Source organism: Colwellia sp. C2M11 (assembly GCF_018860915.1).
In the GTDB taxonomy this organism is placed as follows: domain Bacteria; phylum Pseudomonadota; class Gammaproteobacteria; order Enterobacterales; family Alteromonadaceae; genus Colwellia.
Map to the genome: position 1 here is coordinate 219,978 of NZ_JAHKQD010000009.1, position 19,061 is coordinate 239,038.

At 37.2% G+C, this 19,061-nt stretch carries 14 protein-coding genes and 1 riboswitch; of the genes, 4 read left to right on the plus strand and 10 right to left on the minus strand.

Going from position 1 to position 19,061, the window contains the following annotated elements:
* Nucleotides 1-93 precede the first annotated feature (93 nt).
* The 3 genes from KO509_RS02895 to KO509_RS02905 form a co-directional block, all read right to left on the minus strand.
* Nucleotides 94-1,470: a leucyl aminopeptidase family protein gene (locus KO509_RS02895; protein ID WP_215971782.1), complete on the minus strand. Its 1,377-nt coding sequence runs from the start codon at nucleotides 1,468-1,470 to the stop codon at nucleotides 94-96.
* A 260-nt stretch (nucleotides 1,471-1,730) separates the two neighbouring features.
* On the minus strand, nucleotides 1,731-2,432 hold the full coding sequence (locus KO509_RS02900) for an exonuclease domain-containing protein (protein WP_215971783.1): 702 nt from the start codon (nucleotides 2,430-2,432) through the stop codon (nucleotides 1,731-1,733).
* Nucleotides 2,432-4,330, minus strand: coding sequence for a putative nucleotidyltransferase substrate binding domain-containing protein (locus KO509_RS02905; protein ID WP_215971784.1), 1,899 nt, complete (start codon nucleotides 4,328-4,330; stop codon nucleotides 2,432-2,434). Before KO509_RS02905 ends, KO509_RS02900 begins: the two co-directional genes overlap by 1 nt.
* Nucleotides 4,331-4,781: 451 nt before the next feature.
* Here KO509_RS02905 and KO509_RS02910 point away from each other — a divergent pair, with 451 nt between their 5' ends.
* The 3 genes from KO509_RS02910 to KO509_RS02920 all read left to right on the plus strand — a co-directional run bounded on the left by KO509_RS02910 (nucleotide 4,782) and on the right by KO509_RS02920 (nucleotide 7,359).
* Entirely contained in the window at nucleotides 4,782-5,030 is a 249-nt protein-coding gene (locus KO509_RS02910) for a DUF4212 domain-containing protein (RefSeq protein ID WP_159822165.1), read from the plus strand.
* Between the two features lie 2 nt (nucleotides 5,031-5,032).
* Nucleotides 5,033-6,769 carry a sodium:solute symporter family protein gene (locus KO509_RS02915; protein WP_215971785.1) on the plus strand — a complete coding sequence of 579 codons (1,737 nt, stop codon included), beginning with the start codon at nucleotides 5,033-5,035 and terminating at the stop codon, nucleotides 6,767-6,769.
* 149 nt (nucleotides 6,770-6,918) lie between these two features.
* Complete coding sequence (locus KO509_RS02920) at nucleotides 6,919-7,359, plus strand: hypothetical protein (protein WP_215971786.1); 441 nt, start codon at nucleotides 6,919-6,921, stop codon at nucleotides 7,357-7,359.
* 274 nt (nucleotides 7,360-7,633) lie between these two features.
* On the opposite strand, the gene KO509_RS02925 is transcribed toward KO509_RS02920, so the two are convergent.
* From KO509_RS02925 to KO509_RS02945, 5 genes are all read right to left on the minus strand, one after another.
* Nucleotides 7,634-8,578, minus strand: a complete 945-nt coding sequence (locus tag KO509_RS02925; RefSeq protein ID WP_215971787.1) for a response regulator — start codon at nucleotides 8,576-8,578, stop codon at nucleotides 7,634-7,636.
* Between the two features lie 104 nt (nucleotides 8,579-8,682).
* Nucleotides 8,683-9,540, minus strand: coding sequence for a phosphotransferase (locus KO509_RS02930; RefSeq protein ID WP_215971788.1), 858 nt, complete (start codon nucleotides 9,538-9,540; stop codon nucleotides 8,683-8,685).
* Nucleotides 9,541-9,546: 6 nt separating this feature from the next.
* Entirely contained in the window at nucleotides 9,547-10,194 is a 648-nt protein-coding gene (pnuC, locus tag KO509_RS02935; RefSeq protein WP_215971789.1) for a nicotinamide riboside transporter PnuC, read from the minus strand.
* Nucleotides 10,194-10,460, minus strand: a complete 267-nt coding sequence (locus KO509_RS02940; protein WP_215971790.1) for a hypothetical protein — start codon at nucleotides 10,458-10,460, stop codon at nucleotides 10,194-10,196. Before KO509_RS02940 ends, pnuC begins: the two co-directional genes overlap by 1 nt.
* A 74-nt stretch (nucleotides 10,461-10,534) precedes the next feature.
* Nucleotides 10,535-12,658 (minus strand): TonB-dependent receptor, encoded by a 2,124-nt coding sequence (locus KO509_RS02945; protein WP_215971791.1) that lies wholly within the window; start codon nucleotides 12,656-12,658, stop codon nucleotides 10,535-10,537.
* Nucleotides 12,659-12,730: 72 nt separating this feature from the next.
* Nucleotides 12,731-12,900, minus strand: a riboswitch (TPP riboswitch).
* A gap of 178 nt (nucleotides 12,901-13,078) precedes the next feature.
* Here KO509_RS02945 and KO509_RS02950 point away from each other — a divergent pair.
* Complete coding sequence (locus KO509_RS02950; protein ID WP_215971792.1) at nucleotides 13,079-16,543, plus strand: PAS-domain containing protein; 3,465 nt, start codon at nucleotides 13,079-13,081, stop codon at nucleotides 16,541-16,543.
* A gap of 66 nt (nucleotides 16,544-16,609) precedes the next feature.
* Here the strand turns inward: KO509_RS02950 and KO509_RS02955 are convergent, their stop codons facing one another.
* Together KO509_RS02955 and KO509_RS02960 are read right to left on the minus strand one after the other, a co-directional pair.
* Entirely contained in the window at nucleotides 16,610-17,269 is a 660-nt protein-coding gene (locus tag KO509_RS02955) for a response regulator transcription factor (RefSeq protein WP_215971793.1), read from the minus strand.
* A 327-nt stretch (nucleotides 17,270-17,596) separates the two neighbouring features.
* Entirely contained in the window at nucleotides 17,597-19,060 is a 1,464-nt protein-coding gene (locus KO509_RS02960; protein ID WP_215971794.1) for an aminoacyl-histidine dipeptidase, read from the minus strand.
* Between the last annotated feature and the right edge of the window lies 1 nt (nucleotide 19,061).

Genomic DNA, 19,061 nt, shown 5'->3' on the forward strand with positions numbered 1-19,061 from the left:
ATTTAATCAAATTGAGCTAAAGTCATATTGCTGGATTGCTTAGTAAAAATAGTGTGAATAAGTGCTAGTGAACACACTATTTTTACTTGATAGTTAATTGTATTTTATTTGTAAATAGTCAAACACAGCTCGAATACCAAAGGCTTCACCTCCTAGAGGACGACCCGAGAGGGGACGAACATTAAAGGCCATAACGTCAAAATGTACCCAATTAGTTTCTTTACTGATAAATTTTTGTAAATATAACGCAGCCGTAATAGCGCCACCAAAAGGACCTGAAGAGCAGTTGGTCATGTCAGCTATGCTACTTTTAAATAAATCATTATAAGGTTGGTACAAAGGCATACGCCATACAGGATCGTTGATTTTGCTGCCAGCGTTGGTTATACCCTCTGCAATCTCGTCGTTTGTTGAGAAAAATCCTGGTAATTCAGTACCCAAAGCAACACGCATTGCACCAGTTAAGGTAGCAAAATCAATAATTAAGTCAGGCTTATCATTTTCTGCTTCAGCTAAAGCATCACAAAGTACTAATCGCCCTTCAGCATCAGTATTGTCTATTTCAACCGTTAATCCTTTGCGAGTGGTAATAACATCGCCAGGGCGCATGGCATTACTAGAAACTGCATTTTCGACAGCTGGAATAAGGACACGTAAATAAATAGGAAGATCATGAGACATAATTAAGCGTGCTAAGCCTAAAACATGTGCAGCACCGCCCATATCTTTTTTCATATTACGCATACCAGCAGATGGTTTTAAATCTAGGCCACCACTATCAAAACAGACACCTTTACCTACTAGTGTAATTTGTGGGTGCTGCTTATTACCCCATGTGAAGTCAATTAAACGTGGTTGATTGGCGCTTGCTCGACCTACGGCATGTATCGTGGGATAATTTTGAGTCAGTAAATCATCGCCAATAATTTGTGATAGCTTTCCACCAAAGCTATCAACTAATGACTGCGCAGTATCGCCAAGGTTTTCAGGCATCATATCGGCAGCAGGAGTATTTACTAAATCTCTTACTAAGGCTGTGGCTTCAGCGTATTTAATCGCATTACTTACTAATGTCGGTTCTTCGACAGTAAGGCTAGGCAGTTTTTTTTCTTTATGATCTGTTTTATATGAGGAAAATTGATAAGCGCCGATTAACCAAGCAAAGCATATGGCTTGTTGGTGCTCTGGTGTAGCTTCTAGCTTGTATTGGCCTAATGGCAGCTGAGTGATTAAGTTACCACAAGAAAAATAATGGCTGGCATCATCAACGACAAAAATAGCTTGGGATAATGAACCTTCAGTACCAACAGAGAAACTTGGCAATAACGCAAGGCCTTCACCTTGATAGCTGGTTTTTTCTAACCAGTTTTGAGCACTCTGGTTTTGTGATTTTAGCCATTGTGCATAAGTGGATTTTTCTAGAATAGTGAGTGGAGTGCCAGTATTTCCAACGTTAAGTAATGAGTTCATGTGGGTCCTTTAGTGATATCCATCGAAGAGCATTTAAAATTCAAATGGAATTTTGCTGCGTAAGATAAATTGGGTGTATAAGATCAACTCAGCGGTAAGCCTAAGTTATCATCATTAATTGATTGTAACTTATACCGACCATGCTGACTAAGTGATTTTTATCAATGGCTTAAATATCGCATAAAATCGTTAGCGTCAATCTAAATGTTGGTGAAATATCGGTCAATCTTTGAGTAGTTTACACCGCTTTTATTACAAAACTATAAGAGGATGTCTTTTAGCTGTACTGTTGCATTTTTACTGTTGTCATTAATCTGTGCAAGTAACAATTCAGCCGTAGCGATAGCATCATTAAGCGCATTGTGCCCGTGGTGATCAGGCAATTGATATTTTTGACGCAAGTTTGATAAGCGTAGCTCTGATGGGTCATACGATACATCACGTTTATCTAATTTACGTTTAGCTATCACTAAGGTATCTATGATGGGGAAGTCAGGTGCTAACCCATAAAGTTCAAGGCAGGCTTGTTGTAAAAATTGTCGCTCTATTCGAGCGAAATGTACTAACATTACTTTACCTGTTAATGCTGTTAATAGCTTTTTAACGACAAGCTCCAAAGGCTGACCTTGCTCTTTCTGGTCATCGGTAATTTGATGAATAATAACATTACTTTCTTTTAATCTTGTTGTTGTGTTTATGATTTGGTGATAACAGGAGTTCAGTTTTATTTGCTCTTGCTCCATTGCAACGAATCCAATACTAAGCAGTTTATCTTTTTTCGCGTCTAGCCCCGTAGTCTCGAAGTCTACAGCTAAAATCCCTAACTCATGGATAGGTGTCTCTAATGACGGAAAAGGGGTTGATAAAAAGTCTTTTAACGGCCCTTCAGGCGCTTTTTTTAATAACCGTTTCCGTTTTGCTTCATAGCCTGAAATATAGTTGATTAACGCACCTATTGGCATTAGAAGTTTGCCTGTCTTGAATCTTGTAGTGTTTTAATAACTTTAAAAGCGTCTTTTAGGTGCTCACGTTCTAATTTGGATAACTCTTTCGGTGAAAGGTAATTATCAGGTTCAATATCTTTTGTTAATTGATTTGCTTGATGTTTTACACGTAATATTCCTAAAAATTCGTATGCATCTATTAGGTTTTCTGCCGATGATCGAGTTATAGCTGCTGAGCCTGCAGCTTGTTTTATACGCTCAATGGTATTAACAGCACTAATACCCTGAGATAGAGCATAAATACGAGCAAGATCGACAATAGGAGCAATGCCATTATGTTTAAGATCTAACGTGGCTTTGTGCTTGCCATTTTGTTTTAGAACAAAGTCTCTAAAAAAGCCAAGAGGAGGACGTAAAGCTAATGCATTTTTAGATAAATGGGCAATAAACAAACTGCTATTTTGTGTTTTTTTAAGCAAATTAGTGCGAACATTGTCAAGTAAGCTTGTATCACCGCAAATCGTTTCTAAGTCAAAAAAGACACTTGAATTCAATAAGGCTTCTGGACTGGGAGTGTCAATCCAACCATCAAAGTATTTTTGCCAATTTTTTACCGGTTGTCGCCATTTGTCATTGGTTGCCATAATATAACCCGGACAGTAAATAAAGCCACAGTCGGCTAAACCATCACAAACAAAATGAGCCAAACTTTCAAACCAAGCGTCATCGCTTGGCTTCATAGAGTCGCAAATAATGATGGCGTTGTCTTGATCTGAATGGGCGAGTTGTTCTTGTCTTGCTTGTGAGCCAGCAGCCAACCATGCATAGGGAACTGGTGGTGGTCCAAGCTTTGCTTCGGCCATTTCAATAAGGCGTTTGGTAAAGGACATAGTAATAGCGCTAATACTTTTGCCAACATGATCAGCACTGGCCCCTAATTTTGCTAAGCGTATTTGTAATTTAGGTAGTAAAGCACTCACTTCTATTAACTGTTCTAAACTTTTAGCTTTATGAATAATGCTAGAGAAATTAACCGTATTATGACCTTCATTATTCATTAAATCTGTCACCGTTACCATGCCCACGACTTCACCTTGGTTGGTAACTGGTAAGTGTTGTATATGTTTCGCTGTCATGGTCATTAATGCATCGTAAGCATTGTTTTTTATATCAATAGTACTCATTTCTCGAGTCATTATTTCAGCGATACTTGTTGTAATGGGTAAACCTTCTGCAACACAGCGCCGACGTATGTCTTTATCGGTCACTATCCCCACGCAGCTTTTGTTATCTAGTACCACTAAGCAAGTATAACCTTGCTCTGTCATTTGTATGGCGGCTTGTTGGATGCTTTGACTAGCCTCGATACCTGCAACAGGAGAGTGATAGAAGTTGCTTACAGGCATATTCATTAAGGTAGAGGAGATAATGGCTTCTTCATTGATTTTAGACATTTTCTTCTTTAATCGTTCAGCAGAATTGTGGTTAAAATAGTCACTAATACTTGGATATTTTTCACCTATGTCTCTCAATATTTGAGCATCTAAACTATAAACTAAGCTATCTTCATCGGTTTTTACACGCTGCTCTGTTAAGAGCGGAGTATTATTTTCGTTTCCACTAATTTCATCTGTGTTGCTTATCGGTTGCAATTTCTGTTTGCAAAATTCGGTGCATAAATCGCCTTCACCTAAGCGTGAAATTAATTCGTTACTACTGGAAAGGCAGCTTAAGGCACCTTTACGAACAATATACAGACGTGCTTCATTCACGCCTTTTGGAGGAAGGAACTCATCTTTTCGTACATAATTAATAGCTAGTTCTCTAATTAAACGCGCTAAAGCAGGTTGTGGCAAACTGTCAAACGGCGGAATACTTTGGATGAAGCTATAAATTTCAGAAAGTTCAGTGTCCATATTGATTACCTGTATACGCTCTTGTTGGATAGGATTAAGCATTGATATAGCCAAGCAAATTGTAAAAGCGTTTGTCTAATTCGCAAGGTAACCATGATAATTTAGAGTGGTGCTGGTAGCTAGTCAACCATTGAAGTGACAATGTAGACTAAAGTTGCACTTGTACTATTATTCGCTCTTGAAGCCCCTAAAATACTGACCAACATATGTTGTTGATATACCAATTCATTAGCTAAATTATTGATTTAGACTAAAGTTTAATACCCGAAAAAATGAAAGCTTGCTAGATTTGATGATAGTTGAAGTTGAATATGGATTTTTGTCTTTATTAATAATAATGACTACTGACTAAAATCTATATCCATACTTTTACTGAAATTATTACAATAAAAGCCTTATAAAAATACACATTAACGTGAAATAAGGGCTACAACATCGCTAGGAGACTATTGTGGAGAATAAAGAAACTTATTGGTCGGAAAATCTTCGCCTAATCTTTATATGTCTTGCAATCTGGTTTGCAGTTTCATTTGGGTTAGGTTTATTACTGGTAGAGCCGCTTAATGAAATTCGTCTAGGTGGGTACAAACTTGGTTTTTGGTTTGCACAGCAAGGTTCTATTTACTCATTTCTTGCCTTAATTTTTTGGTATGGCGTGAAAATGAATAAGCTTGATAAAAAATATCAGGCGGAGGGTTAGGCATGGAAGAGTTAAAACTATATACATATATTGCTGTATTTGGCACATTTGCCTTATATTTCGGCATCGCTTGGTGGGCACGTGCAGGCTCAACGAGTGACTTCTACGTAGCAGGTGGCGGTATCAGCCCGATGCAAAATGGTATGGCAATTGGTGCCGATTGGATGAGTGCAGCGTCATTTATTTCAATGGCAGGTATGATTGCTTTCATGGGGTATGGTGGTTCAGTTTTCTTAATGGGTTGGACAGGTGGCTATGTACTACTAGCCATGTTACTTGCTCCTTACATGCGTAAGCATGGAAAATTCACAGTACCGGAATTCATCTTCGATCGATATTATTCTAAAACTGCACGTATTGTTGCGGTGGTTTGTTTAATTATTGCTTCGTTGACTTACATTATTGGTCAAATGAAGGGTGTTGGTGTAGCTTTCTCTCGCTTCTTAGAAGTAGATTACGGATTAGGCTTAGGCATCGGTATGGCTGTTGTTTGGGTATATGCAGTACTTGGTGGTATGAAAGGTATTACTTATACACAAATTGCACAATATGTAGTAATGATTTTTGCTTATACGATTCCTGCTGTATTTATTTCATTACAACTAACAGGTAATCCTATTCCACAATTAGGTTTAGGTAGTACATTAGCTGATGGTAGCGGTGTTTACTTATTAGATAAGCTAGACATGGTGGTAACTGATTTAGGCTTTAAAGAATATACAACAAGTAGTTTAGGCGGTACATTAAATATGTTCGCTTACACTATGTCACTTATGATTGGTACTGCGGGTCTTCCTCATGTAATTATGCGCTTCTTTACTGTTCCTTCAGTTAAAGCGGCACGTTCTTCTGCAGGTTACGCACTAATATTTATTGGTTTACTTTATACTGTAGCTCCAGCAGTTGGCGCAATGGCTCGTTTGAACTTAATGAATACTATTGAACCTACAGCAGGTGAAAACCTTGTTTATGATGAACGCCCACAATGGTTTAAAGATTGGGAGCAAACAGGTTTATTGAAATTTGAAGATAAGAATGGCGATGGTAAAATTCAATATTCTGCCGATAAAGTAACAAATGAAATGGTTACTGTTGATAACGATATTATGGTACTAGCTAATCCAGCAATCGCTAATTTACCAAACTGGGTAATTGCTTTGGTAGCCGCAGGTGGTTTAGCTGCTGCACTGTCAACCGCAGCCGGTTTATTACTTGCGATATCATCCTCAATCTCTCATGATTTAATGAAGGGTGTTTTAACTCCTGATTTATCAGAGAAAAATGAGTTATTGGCGGGGCGTATTGTAATGACTATTGCGATACTGGTTTCAGGCTACCTTGGCTTACATCCACCTGGATTTGCCGCGGGTACTGTTGCCTTAGCCTTTGGTTTAGCAGCATCAAGTATTTTCCCAGCATTAATGATGGGTATATTCTCTAAGAAAATGAGTGGTACTGCAGCTGTTTCGGGTATGATTGCAGGTATTGGTGTAACTATGCTGTATGTATTCCAACATAAAGGTATTATGTTTATTCCAGGCACTTCATTCTTAGGTGATATGGGTCCTAATTGGTTCTTTGGTATCTCGCCTAATGCTTTTGGTGCGGTTGGTGCTTTAGTTAACTTTGCAGTGGCTTTTGTTTTACTTAAAGTGACTGGACCAGCGCCAGATCATATTCAAGATATGGTAGAAAACATGCGTATACCAGGCGATGTTAGTGCAGCACACGTTCACTAAAATTAATAACTCGAAATTTAATTATTGAATTTTGAGTTAAGTCTGAATAAATAAAAGGCTAGACGACAATTTTGTACAGAGTCGTCTAGCCTTTTCTGTTAAATTAACCTCCTTGTGAAATTAGAAGAATTAATTAAGAAGAAATAAATATGAATAGACACCTTAAAGTTGCTTTTATGGTCGCCCCTTTTCTTTCTATACTAGGTTATATTGGCGCTGACTATTACAATGAAAGTAAAGCAGCCGTTAATAAAATAATTCAGTTAGTACCGGAAGGTCATTGTGATGTTATTAATCACAGTTGCGTATTAAAGTCAGGCGAATTCAAGGTTAATATTTCGGATAAAGACGGAATAACTGAAGTTAATTCTACTTTCCCTCTAGATAGCGCAACACTTTTTTTAGTGGATGATGCCGAGCAAATCACCCCTTATCTTTTAGGCATGAAAGAGAGCCCTTATTATTGGAAAAATGAAACAGCGTTAAGAAGCTTTACTGCTAATAAAGGAGATAGTTATAAATTGCGTTTAATTGCTAAAATAAAAGGTGGGCAGTATATTGCAGAGTTTTACACGCAAACAGTAAAGTAGGCCATACCTGCTTATAACTATTTTAATCGTAACTTATTTTTGAGTTGGAATGCTTACATTTGCCATTGTTTTTATAAGTAGCTCAACAATGCGATTAAAGTCTCTTTCGTTATAATTCTATTGTATTAAAATTAATCCGAGTATCGCTGGTGTATTTAGCAAAGAGACACTCTACTATAGGTTATTAACCTGTAATATTAATTTAGGTGCCACACAGGCATAAATAATAAGCCAGTTTATGTAAATTAGTTAAACTGGCTGTTTATCTTTTCTTTTAAATAACTTTTAAATATGACTTTATGATTTCAGCGCCATTGTTTGCTTGAATTGGCTTAAAAATAAAACCAGAAACACCATGTTGTTCACACTGCTTAACTAACGTTTGGTCAGTGACAGATGACAGCATGACTACTGGTACGTTATAGCCCTTTTCTCGAATGATTTTTAATGCTTCATCACCATTCATTTCGCCCATAACAACATCCATAAACATAAAGTCGGGCGATTCATTTTCTACCATGGTTAATGCACTAGTACCATCGTTAGCTTCAATGACATTCTCATATCCTAGGCTATTTAGAAAACGTTTTAATGCTTTTCGAATCATAGCACTATCGTCAACTAGTAATATTTTATTGTTTGTTGGTAATGGGGTAGTGTGCGGGTTAGCAATACCTGTACTTTCTTCACGTTTGGTTGTGTTAGTTTGGAAACTTACATCGCGAATGAGCAGGTTGAAATAATATCGGCCAACACCTTCAACAGTTATAGGTACAGTGACAATTTCTTTAACGCCGTCTAAATATTTCTCCATTTCATCAAAGTTATGTAGAAAGTAAGGGCTTGAAAAATTAAACTCTAAATTATGACGACTGAGTAAATCAGTAGAGCGACCAACAATAGTGTTGCCCCATTCAGCTAGAGCATTGCTAAGTTCTTCATTTATTTCGCTATAATCATATTTTTCATTAAACATAGTTTCGCATACTGAGTTGCCTATTGCGATGGCAGTCTCTGGGTAATGATGCATCATAATCACGCCATTAATACAGCCACTCACCTCAGAGCAAACGGCATAGCCTTTGAACCTAAAGTCTTCTACCTTATCCATGAAAGCATCTGCAGAAGATCCTGACAGATGAGCCATTGCCTTTAAGCTTGCAATAGATTCATTGATAAAAGGATGTAAAGCCACCTTGTAAATAGTTTCTACGGACATAAATGAGATCCAATTGTTTGTGTGAAATAGATATAGGGTTACAGTTAAACTACTCGAACTATTGTAGCTTTGCAATGTGTTCATCACATGAGCTTGATGAAGGATTAAATGTTAAAGAAGAGGTTTTGCTGAAAAGGAAGGTGTTGCCATTGTTGTTTGGCTAGGTGAACAAACTGTTCAAGATTAGACTTATTGTATGCTTGCGCATACCAAAGACCATTAATAAAGTAACAAAATTGCAGATAGTCTTTTACTCGTGTTTGATTAATATCACCAGGAATATGCTTTTGGTATAGTTTAATAACTAGGGATAATTTATCTTCATTGAGGTTATTTACTGCAACTAGCATGGCTAGATCATATTCAGCTGGCGCTAAGCACACACATTCATAATCAACTAAATATGCGGTTTGATCTAATGACAGAACTATATTACTAAAATTAATATCGCCATGGCAACAAACGAGGTTTGTGTGACCCTTGCTAGTTGTATCAGCTGTGGCGTTAAGTGAGGTAATTATGTCTTTACTGCAGCGCAGAAGGGCGTTCTGTTGTTGAGTTGAAAATTGTTGCGCTAAAAATGCTTGTTCATTCATGAAAGAACCAATAACACTTTCTGGTACTTGCTTGTTTACATTAACTTTTAATTGATGGCATTGTGCCATTAATTTAGTCGCAAGCATTATTTTTTCATCAAGGGTTTCTTGCGCTAAAGATAAGTTATCTCCAGCGATAAACTCTGTAATGAGCCAATGATTATCGTGATAAATTACGCTTGGGCTGATATTTTTTGACGCAGCATATATATTGACAAGTGGTTCGTCAGTAGTAGTGACCTGTTTAGCAAAAAAACACTTATTATCCGCAAATACTTGGTAGCATTGGCTACTTAACCCTGCTGTGATTGGCACAATAGCATCGACAGTCTTAAAACAGGCTAATGTACTTAGTGGTGGCAGCATAATAATTTAACTATTTACTCTGTGTTTTATTGCTATGCGATTGCCCAAATATAGACTGCGCCATTTGAAATAACCCCAGGTGGCAATAAATGTATAAAGGATAAATAAAACAGCGGTTGGCGTTAAATCTTTTTCAATATACAAATAAATTGATGCAGCATCTATTACTATCCAGTAAAGCCAATTCTCGAGTACTTTCTGAGCGACCAAATAGGTAGCAAATACAGCAAATACTGTCGTAAAGGTATCAAGATAGGGGAAATCTGCAGGGGTATAGTTCGCCATGATATACCCTAATGCTAAGGCAATAAAGGTTAATACTAAGCAAGCTTTCACGTGAAAACTAAATTGCCAAGAAACAATGTCTAAAGGGGGCGAACTCTGTTCATTTTTTGTTGGTGTACGTTGTTGCCAAGCCCAATACCCATAAACAGCCATCACTAAATAATAAATACTTAAAGCGCTATCCATCAATAGTAATACGTCATAGAACACATAAGTATAGATTGCGGTGCTGATTAACGCAGCAGGCCAACACCATATTGAACCTGCTGCAGCTAATAAAACATAAGCAAGTGCTAGTAGCATTGCTACTAGCTCAAGCCAAGGTAAACTTTCAGCATAAGTAATAAAACTGATGAGTAAGTCAGACATTAACTTTCAGCTTCCGGCTGTGCATGATGACCACTGATAAATTTACACACAAAAACAGCTGCGCCAGTAGTGCTATGAACTCGTTTGATTTCAGCCATTACTTTATTCATTGCTAAATCATAGTCACCAAATACTTGAGTACTCATGCCATTAGTAACAACCTCTAAACCCTCTGTATCACGAAGACGTCTAATAAAAGCCCAAATTTCGCTTTTATATTGGTCTTCGGCCAATGGATATAAACTTAATTCGATAGAGATATTCATAAAAATCCTATAATTATAAATGGTCGTTCATATGTAATCTGAACGCGGTGTATTTACCCTGTTATCGTTAGTTATTAGAATTGGTAATCGAACGTTATACCAAAAACTAAAGGTTCAGATAGTTGTGTATATGCTTTATCTTTATATCCATCTCGTGGATCATTACCAAAATAGAAACCACGATTAGTATAGTTTTCATCAGCTAAATTACGTGCCCAAATTTTAACTTGGTAGTCATCCTGTAAATAAGTGATAGAAGCATTGATTAACTCAACAGATTTAGATCTTTCATTATGGCTATCAGAGTAATAAAACCCATCTTTACCATCAAGAGAAATATTAACTAACCAGTATTCACTAGGATAAAGGTTCACGCCAAGGTTAAATTGATAATTTGGCGCATGTGCTTGTTGACGACCATCTAAAGATACACCGTCGGCATTGATGAAATCATTAAATTCGGTATCAAGTAAACCTAGCGCACCATAAAGCTCAAACTGTTCGTTAATTTGCCAGTTTGCTTCAATTTCAACACCTATATTTGATCCTGTAGCGGCATTGCCAAGATATGAAATAAACTCAGAGCTGGCATCTTCACGAACTATGGTTTGTGAACTTTTAACTTGAACATCGGTTCTGTCCATATAAAAAACAGCAGTACGAATAAACGCTGAATTATCGAGTAAGGAAAGCTTGTAACCTAATTCATAATTGATTAAATATTCCGGCTCAAAGGTTCGTAAGTCATCAGGCAAGCTACCATCGGTATTTGCACCACCTGCTTTATACCCTCTGTTGATTGAACCATACCAAAAAGCATCATCATTTTGTTGGTAACTAAGGACTACCTTACCTCCAACCATGGTATCGTCAGGACTGTCATTAAAACCATCTGAGTTAAAGTAATCAGCAGTACGCTGTTCAATTCTAATACCTGACGTTAGTTGCCATTGTTCGTTTAATTGAGTATCAAGTTGACCATAAATAGCAATAGATTGGCTGTCAAATGTTGATGTGTAGTCATTTGATAAGTATGTATATTGACGCTTTAAATCTGCATCATCTTGCTTGAAATAGAGACCAGTAACCCAAGATGTTGTACCATTGAATAATGCACTTTCTTTATTTGATAATGCTCGTAATTCAATCGTTTGGGTCGATTTATCACGAAAGTAATAATCGGTAGAAGAATATTCATAATAAGCATAATCTTGATTTTCAATATTTTCAGGTGTGGAAATACCAACATAAGCCCAGTCTTCATCAAAGCCATAGGTTAAATCAGAGTCTGCATGGCTTAATAAGGTAACCAAGGTAAAATTGTCAAAACCTTCATAGGTAAATTTTGCGGCTAAAGCGCTTGTTTCTTGCTGATCAACACCAGGTTGATCAGATAATGTTTGACGATTATTATCTAATGAAAAAGCATCAAAGCCATTGTCAAAGTCAAAATGAAAGGCCGATAAGTCAATGGTTAAGTCATCGCTTGCTTGTATTGATAATTTGCCTCTCAGGCTTAATTCATCTCTGTTATTGGTGTCACTTTTGTTTAAATAAGTATTGTCAATAAAGCCATCACTTTGGTATTTATTTACCGATAAACGATAATTAACTGCATCTGAAGCTGGACCCGAAAGCGCCACGCCTAAACCATAGCTATGATAATTGCCAGCATCTAGTTTTATGTTACCTTCAAATTCATCTGTCGGTGCCTTGGTGGTAATATTAAACATGCCCGCGAGCGCATTTGCACCAAAGCGAGTGCCTTGAGGGCCGCGAAATACTTCGACCTGTTGAACATCAAAAAGGGTTGCAATACTACCAATACCAGTAAAGTCTATGCCGTCAATAATCATGCCCACAGATGGGTTAATAGGTTCATTGTATTGACTACGTTCACCAATGCCACGAATTTGATAATAACGTGCACGTTGAGAGCCACTAGCGAAATTAACGTTGGGAATAATCGCGGCTAATTCTTCAAGATTTTGAGCATTACGTTGCTGTATTTCTAGATCAGTTAACACTGATAATGCGCTAGGAGTATTTAATAAGTTTTGCTGCCTGAAATCACTAGTAACGGTAATCGTTTCTAAGGCTGTTTTTTCTTCTTGAGCATGAACGTGCAAACTCATTAAGGGAGTTGAAAGTACTAAAGAAGCAATTGCTAAAGTAAGCGTGGATTTGGTAAAATTCATAAAGATCTCATAAGTATTAAATCAAGTTATACTATGGGATCCGGCACTGGGAGGTTGTCTAAGGTAGACTGTGATGCGATCACTAACCATTCCTACGCCGGTTATATTAATCGCTAAAGTTATTTTAGTGACTAATTCCCGTCCAGGTTCAAAGGGTTTGTTGAAATCATCAACATCTCAGCAGCTATTTATTTTATTACTATCGAAAGTAAGGAAATAAAACCGCACTCCTTGGTTCGAGGCGCAGTCTAGCAAGATTTTAATAATAATGCTTAGCTATTTAGTAAAAGAGTGCGATAACTTTTTAATTATTTAGCTAAAGGTCGTATTTATTCAGCTGTTACTTTGTCGGTATATTGATAAAGTATCGTATTCAAATCGGATAGAACTATTTCTATCCATTAATATCAGAGAAGCGTAATGTTCCCCAATTGGCAATTAGTTAGTATTAGTTTAATTTACATTTGCTTACTCTTCATCATTGCTTTTTTAGGTGATAAGTACCGTAACCAACTGGCCAAAAAAGGGCAAAGTGCTATTTATGCGCTGACACTCGGTGTTTATTGTACGTCATGGAGCTTTTTAGGTACGGCAGGGCAAGCATCAACAAATTTTTTATCACATATACCGATTTACCTTGGCCCTACCTTGCTTTTTGTTTTTGCTTGGCCGTTTATTCAACGTATTATTCGTATTAGTTTAAAGCTAAACCTCACCTCTATTGCAGATTTGCTCGCTTCTCGATTCGGTAAATCACACAACCTCGCTATTATTGTCACGATTGTTTCCTTCGTTGGAACCATGCCATATATTGCGCTTCAGTTAAAAGCTATGGTGTATACCTTCCAGCAATTACAGGTCGATCAAAGTTTAAGTAGTTGGCATATTGGTTTGGTGATCAGTATTGTCTTGTCTATATTTACTATTTTATTTGGCATCCGAAATATTGATGTAACTGAGCGGCATCCTGGAGTGATGTTGGCGATTGCTTTTGAGTCATTGGTGAAAATTATTGCCTTTTTAGCCGTAAGTTTATTTGTATGCTTTTCATTATTTGATTCGCCACTTGATATTTGGCAGCAGTCTAATGCAACAGTGAAAATGGAGCAGCAAATAAATGTAGGTAATATTAGCTCAATGTTGGCAATGTTGGTGATTGTGATGGCGGCATTTCTTTCGTTACCAAGGCAGTTTCAAGTAATGGTAGTAGAGCTAAGATCTAACAAAGATACTTGGCTAGGCCGACGTGTATTTCCACTATACTTATTAATTTTTGCTTTTTTTGCTGCCCCTCTAGGGCTTGCTGGACAGTTACTATTAGGCGATACAGTTTCTTCTGATATGTATGTATTGTTTTTACCTAGTATTGGTGATCAAACTTGGCTAACACTTTTTACTTTTCTGGGTGCGGTTTCAGCAGCTAGTTCTATGGTGATTATTTCAGCGATTGCTTTGAGTACCATGCTCAGTAATGAAATTATTTTTCCTTTACTTTATCGCAGACAAAAAGTTGCTCAAACTAATTACGATAATTTTAGAAGACGGTTATTAAATATACGTAAATTGCTGATATTATTTGTAATAATGTCTGGATATGGGGTGTTTAGTCTGGCATCGACTGACACATTATCTTCATCAGGTGAAGTGGCTTTTGGGGCGTTCGCACAATTAACACCAGCTCTAGTTGTTGCTTTTTATTGGCGAAGAGCGAGTTTAGTTGGGGTATATGCAGGGATTTTAGTTGGCTTTATATTGTGGTTAACTTTAAACTTTTTGCCTCAGTTTGGTTTATATTCAACTCCTTTTGCTGAAGGACTTTTATCTTCTAAATCAACGGCGACACTTTTTAGTTTATCGGCAAATATTATTGTGATGTGGGCATTGTCACAAATCAGCCGTCAAAGTGTTCAAGAACGCGTTCAGGCCTCATTATTTCTAGAATGGCAATCACCTACATTATTGAAAGTAGAAAAGAAGCGACAATTAGATGTGAGCGAATTAGAATTACTTGCCTCGCGTTTCGTGGGTGAAAGTAAAGCGAAATCAAGTTTTAGTTTGTTCCAATCGTCACACAATAAAAAACAATTAGGTAATGCTAAATATAATCAATTATTACTACAGCAAACTGAAAATACATTAGCGTTGGTGATGGGAGCATCTTCCGCACGCTTAGTATTATCTTCAGCACTTGATGGTCGGGATATTGCTTTAGATGAAATAGCGGTATTGGTAGAAGATGCTTCGAGTCAAAAACAAGAGTTTTCTCAGAATTTACTGCAAAGCGCGATAGAAAATGCCAGTGAAGGTATTTCTATTGTTGATGAAGAGCTAAAACTTGTGGCATGGAACAAAAAGTATTTAGATTTATTCGATTACCCTCCTGAACTTGTCAAAATAGGTAGTCCTATTGAAGCGTTAATTCGTCATAATGTTAAACGTGGTTTGTGTGGCGCGGGAGATATTGATAATCAGGTTTTTAGACGATTAGAGTATTTACGAAAAGGTAGTCCACATAGCTCAGAAAGACAGCACGCTAATGGTCAAACTATTCTTATTGAAGGTAATCCATTACCAGGTGGTGGTTTTGTTATGCTATTTTCTGATATCACAGCGTATCGTCAAGCTGAACAAGTATTAAAAGAAGCTAACTTAGATCTTGAAACACGAGTTTATGAGCGTACATTAACCCTAGCAAAAACCAATGAAGCACTTGCTAAAGCCCATGAAAAAGCTGAACAGGCACATATTAAAAAGAGCCAATATTTAAAAGCATGCAGTCATGATCTTATGCAACCTCTAGAGGCAGCTCGCTTATTTACTTCGGCCTTAACGGAGCAAAAAGACTTAACCTTTGAGCAACAAAGACAAGTGGACAATATTGATAAGTCGCTTAGGGCTGCAAACGATTTATTAGCTGATTTAGCCGAAATTGCTCGTTTAGAAAGTGGCAATATTAAGCCGCATATTGAGGTATTTTCTTTAAATGAATTGTTTGATGACTTAGAGCAAGAATTTGCTGCGTTAGCTATTGAACAAAATGTTGAATTTAGATTGGTGGCAACTAAAACTTGGGTCAAGTCTGATAAGCACTTACTTCGACGTATTATTCAAAACCTTGTCGGTAATGCCTTTAGATATGCGAGCCCAGGTAAGGTGTTGTTAGGGGCGAGAATATCAAATAATGATGTGGTTATTCAAGTGCTTGATAATGGACCTGGTATTCCATTGGAAAAACAAGTCTTAGTATTTGAGCAATTTACTCAATTAGATACACCAACAAGCCAGTCATCTCGAGGCTTGGGGTTAGGATTAAATATTACGCAATCTTTGGTGCAACTACTAGGTCATTCTCTAAGTTTGCAATCAAGGGAGATGCAAGGCTGTAAATTTTCTATTTCGGTTGAAAGATCGAGCCAAGTAATAGCGCAACCGCAGTTAGCTACCCCAATAAAGAATATGGGTTTAAAAGGTATTACCGTATTATGTATAGATAATGATCCCGACGTGTTAAGCGGTATGGTTGAGTTATTGTCTGCGTGGCAATGTAATATACTTGCTGCTGATTCTCGAGAAACAGCATTAATAGAGTTTGCTAATCATCAAAGTGATATTGATATTTTGTTGGTTGATTATCAACTAGGTTACCATGAAGGTTTACCTGTAGGAGAGCAAGCGGATGGCCTAACATTAATTGCTGATATGCGACGTGATTGTAATCACTATATACCAGCAATATTAATTACAGCCACAACAGAGATTGGTATTGAAAATAAAGCAAAAAATGCTGATGTAGGCTTTATGCGAAAACTAGTAAAACCGGCTGCGCTGAGAGCGTTAATGAGTGCCAAACTGGCGCAGAAGTTACAAGTAGATTACGGCGATTAACTTGTTGCTGAAACAACTAATGTTTACTTATTTTGCACGGCTGGTTAATGGTCAATCGGGTATTCGTTATGATTGATCAAAACCTGTTTCAGCTAAATTTAGTTGAGAGATAGCGATAACTGCTTGTGTTCTATTACGCACATCGAGCTTACGAAATATGGCTGTAGCATGCGCTTTGATCGTTGCTTCAGAAACATTAAGATCATAGGCAATTTGTTTATTTAGTAAACCTTGAGCAAACATCATTAAAATACGGTATTGTTGCTGAGTTAAGCTGGCAACGCGTTCCGCTATATCTGTTGTGTCGGTGTTTGCTGAAGTCGCTTGAAATGAAGCAGGTAACCAAATATCACCAGATAAAACGGTCATAATCGCGGTAAAAATATCATCAACGGGTGTTGATTTTGGAATAAAGCCCGCTGCGCCATAACCCATTGCTTTACCAATAGTATTTTGATCTTCATGAGCGGAAACGACAACAACAGGAATTTGCGGAAAATGATTTCTAACGTGAATTAAGGTACTAAAACCGTGAGCACCAGGAATATTTAAATCTAATAGCAACAAGTCACTTTCGTTATTATTTTGTAACTGTTGTTCAAGCTCTGCTATGGTTTCCGCTTCAAGCCAAATTGTTTGACTTAACTTATTCCGTAAGGTTCCCAATAAAGCCTGTCTAAATAAAGGGTGATCATCAGCAATTATTATTTTTTGTGGCTGAATCATAGAAAAGTCCTATTTTAATTGTTCTCCTATTCTAACGGAAAATTGGCTAATGACCAATGTTACTTTTAAGTTAATATGGATAGGGAGAAATCCCACCTATATTAATACCAATCTCACCAACCATGTGATCATTTCTACTTGCTAAAATCACCAACTGAAACGTTATTTATTTAATAATTAGAACAACTAGTTATCGAAATAAATGCCTTATATTTGGCAATTTTTTTTAGGTATAAAATTGTTCACTTAATTAATGAAACTGGTATAACTTAATATTGAAGCCCCAAAGTTAGATCTTTTTTGGGGCGAGTGAATTGCTAAGGTTGATTATTTTTTTGGGGCTTTTGCTAACACAGCGGTTAATAGTTGCCAATATTGTTCAACTGTAGCAATTTCAATTTTCTCATCAGGTGAATGAGGAAATTTAATGGTTGGCCCTATTGATACCATATCCCAATGTGGATAAGGCTTTTTAAATAATCCACACTCTAAACCTGCATGAATTACCATGACAGCTGGCACTTTATTAAATAGCTCTTCATATGTCTCACTGACTGTTTTCATAATGGCTGAATCTGGGTTTGGTTTCCAGCCTGGATATGCACCACTAAATTTAATACTCGCATCAGCTAGCTCAAATACGGATTGCACCGTACGTTGTGTTTCTAAACGACCATCATCATGTAAACTTCGAATAAGTACTAGGGCAGTAAAGTTTTTACCTCGTGTACGTACAACACCTAAATTTAATGACGTTTCAACGATACCTTCAATATCATCACTCATTCGAATAACACCATTAGGGCATGCATTTAACGCACGTAGTATTTGATGTTGTGTTGTGCTACTCCAACATTGTTCAAATTCTTCTGGTGAAATAAGCAGCATATCAATATCCGTTTCAATGACGCTTAAATTGTGTTGAATTGTTGTTAAATATTGAGCTAGTTGCTCTTTTAATGCTGGTACGTCTGTTGTAGGTATAACAAAGCTTGCATTTGCTTCACGCGGAATAGCGTTACGTAAACTGCCACCATTTAGCTCAGTTAAACGTAGCTCGAATCTATTACTTGCTTCAAGTAAAAAGCGTACTAAGAGTTTATTTGCATTTGCTCTGCCGGTATCGATATCAACGCCGGAATGCCCGCCCTTTAAACCAGAGATCGATAAGTTAAATGCTTGATAATTTGCGGGTACGTCATCAAAATCTAATTTAAAAGTTGCTGTACCATCAATACCACCAGCACAGCCCATATAAACTTCGCCCTCTTGCTCAGAATCAGTATTAATTAAAATATCGCCATCTAACCAACCAGACTCAAGACCAAAAGCACCAGACATACCCGCTTCTTCATCAATAGTGACTAAAACTTCAAGTGGGCCATGAGCAATATCATCGCTAGCTAAAATAGCTAAAGCTGATGCTAAGCCAACGCCATTGTCAGCACCTAAAGTAGTGCCTTCAGCTGTAACCCAATCACCACTTTCAATAACATAAGGCTTAATCGGATCGGTTAAAAAATCATGTACGGTATCATTATTTTTTTGTGGCACCATATCCATGTGAGCTTGTAGAATGATGCCTTGGCGATCTTCCATACCTTTTGTAGCTGGTTTTTTAATAAAAAGATTTCCCACGGCATCTTCTTTAATGGATAAATTAAGCTCTGCTGCCCAACTTTGAATCCAAGCCGAAATTTTTTGCTCATGTTTTGATGGGTGAGGGATGCTGCAAATTTTTTCGAATAATTGCCATAAACCTTCAGGTTTAAGATGTGATAATGTAGACATG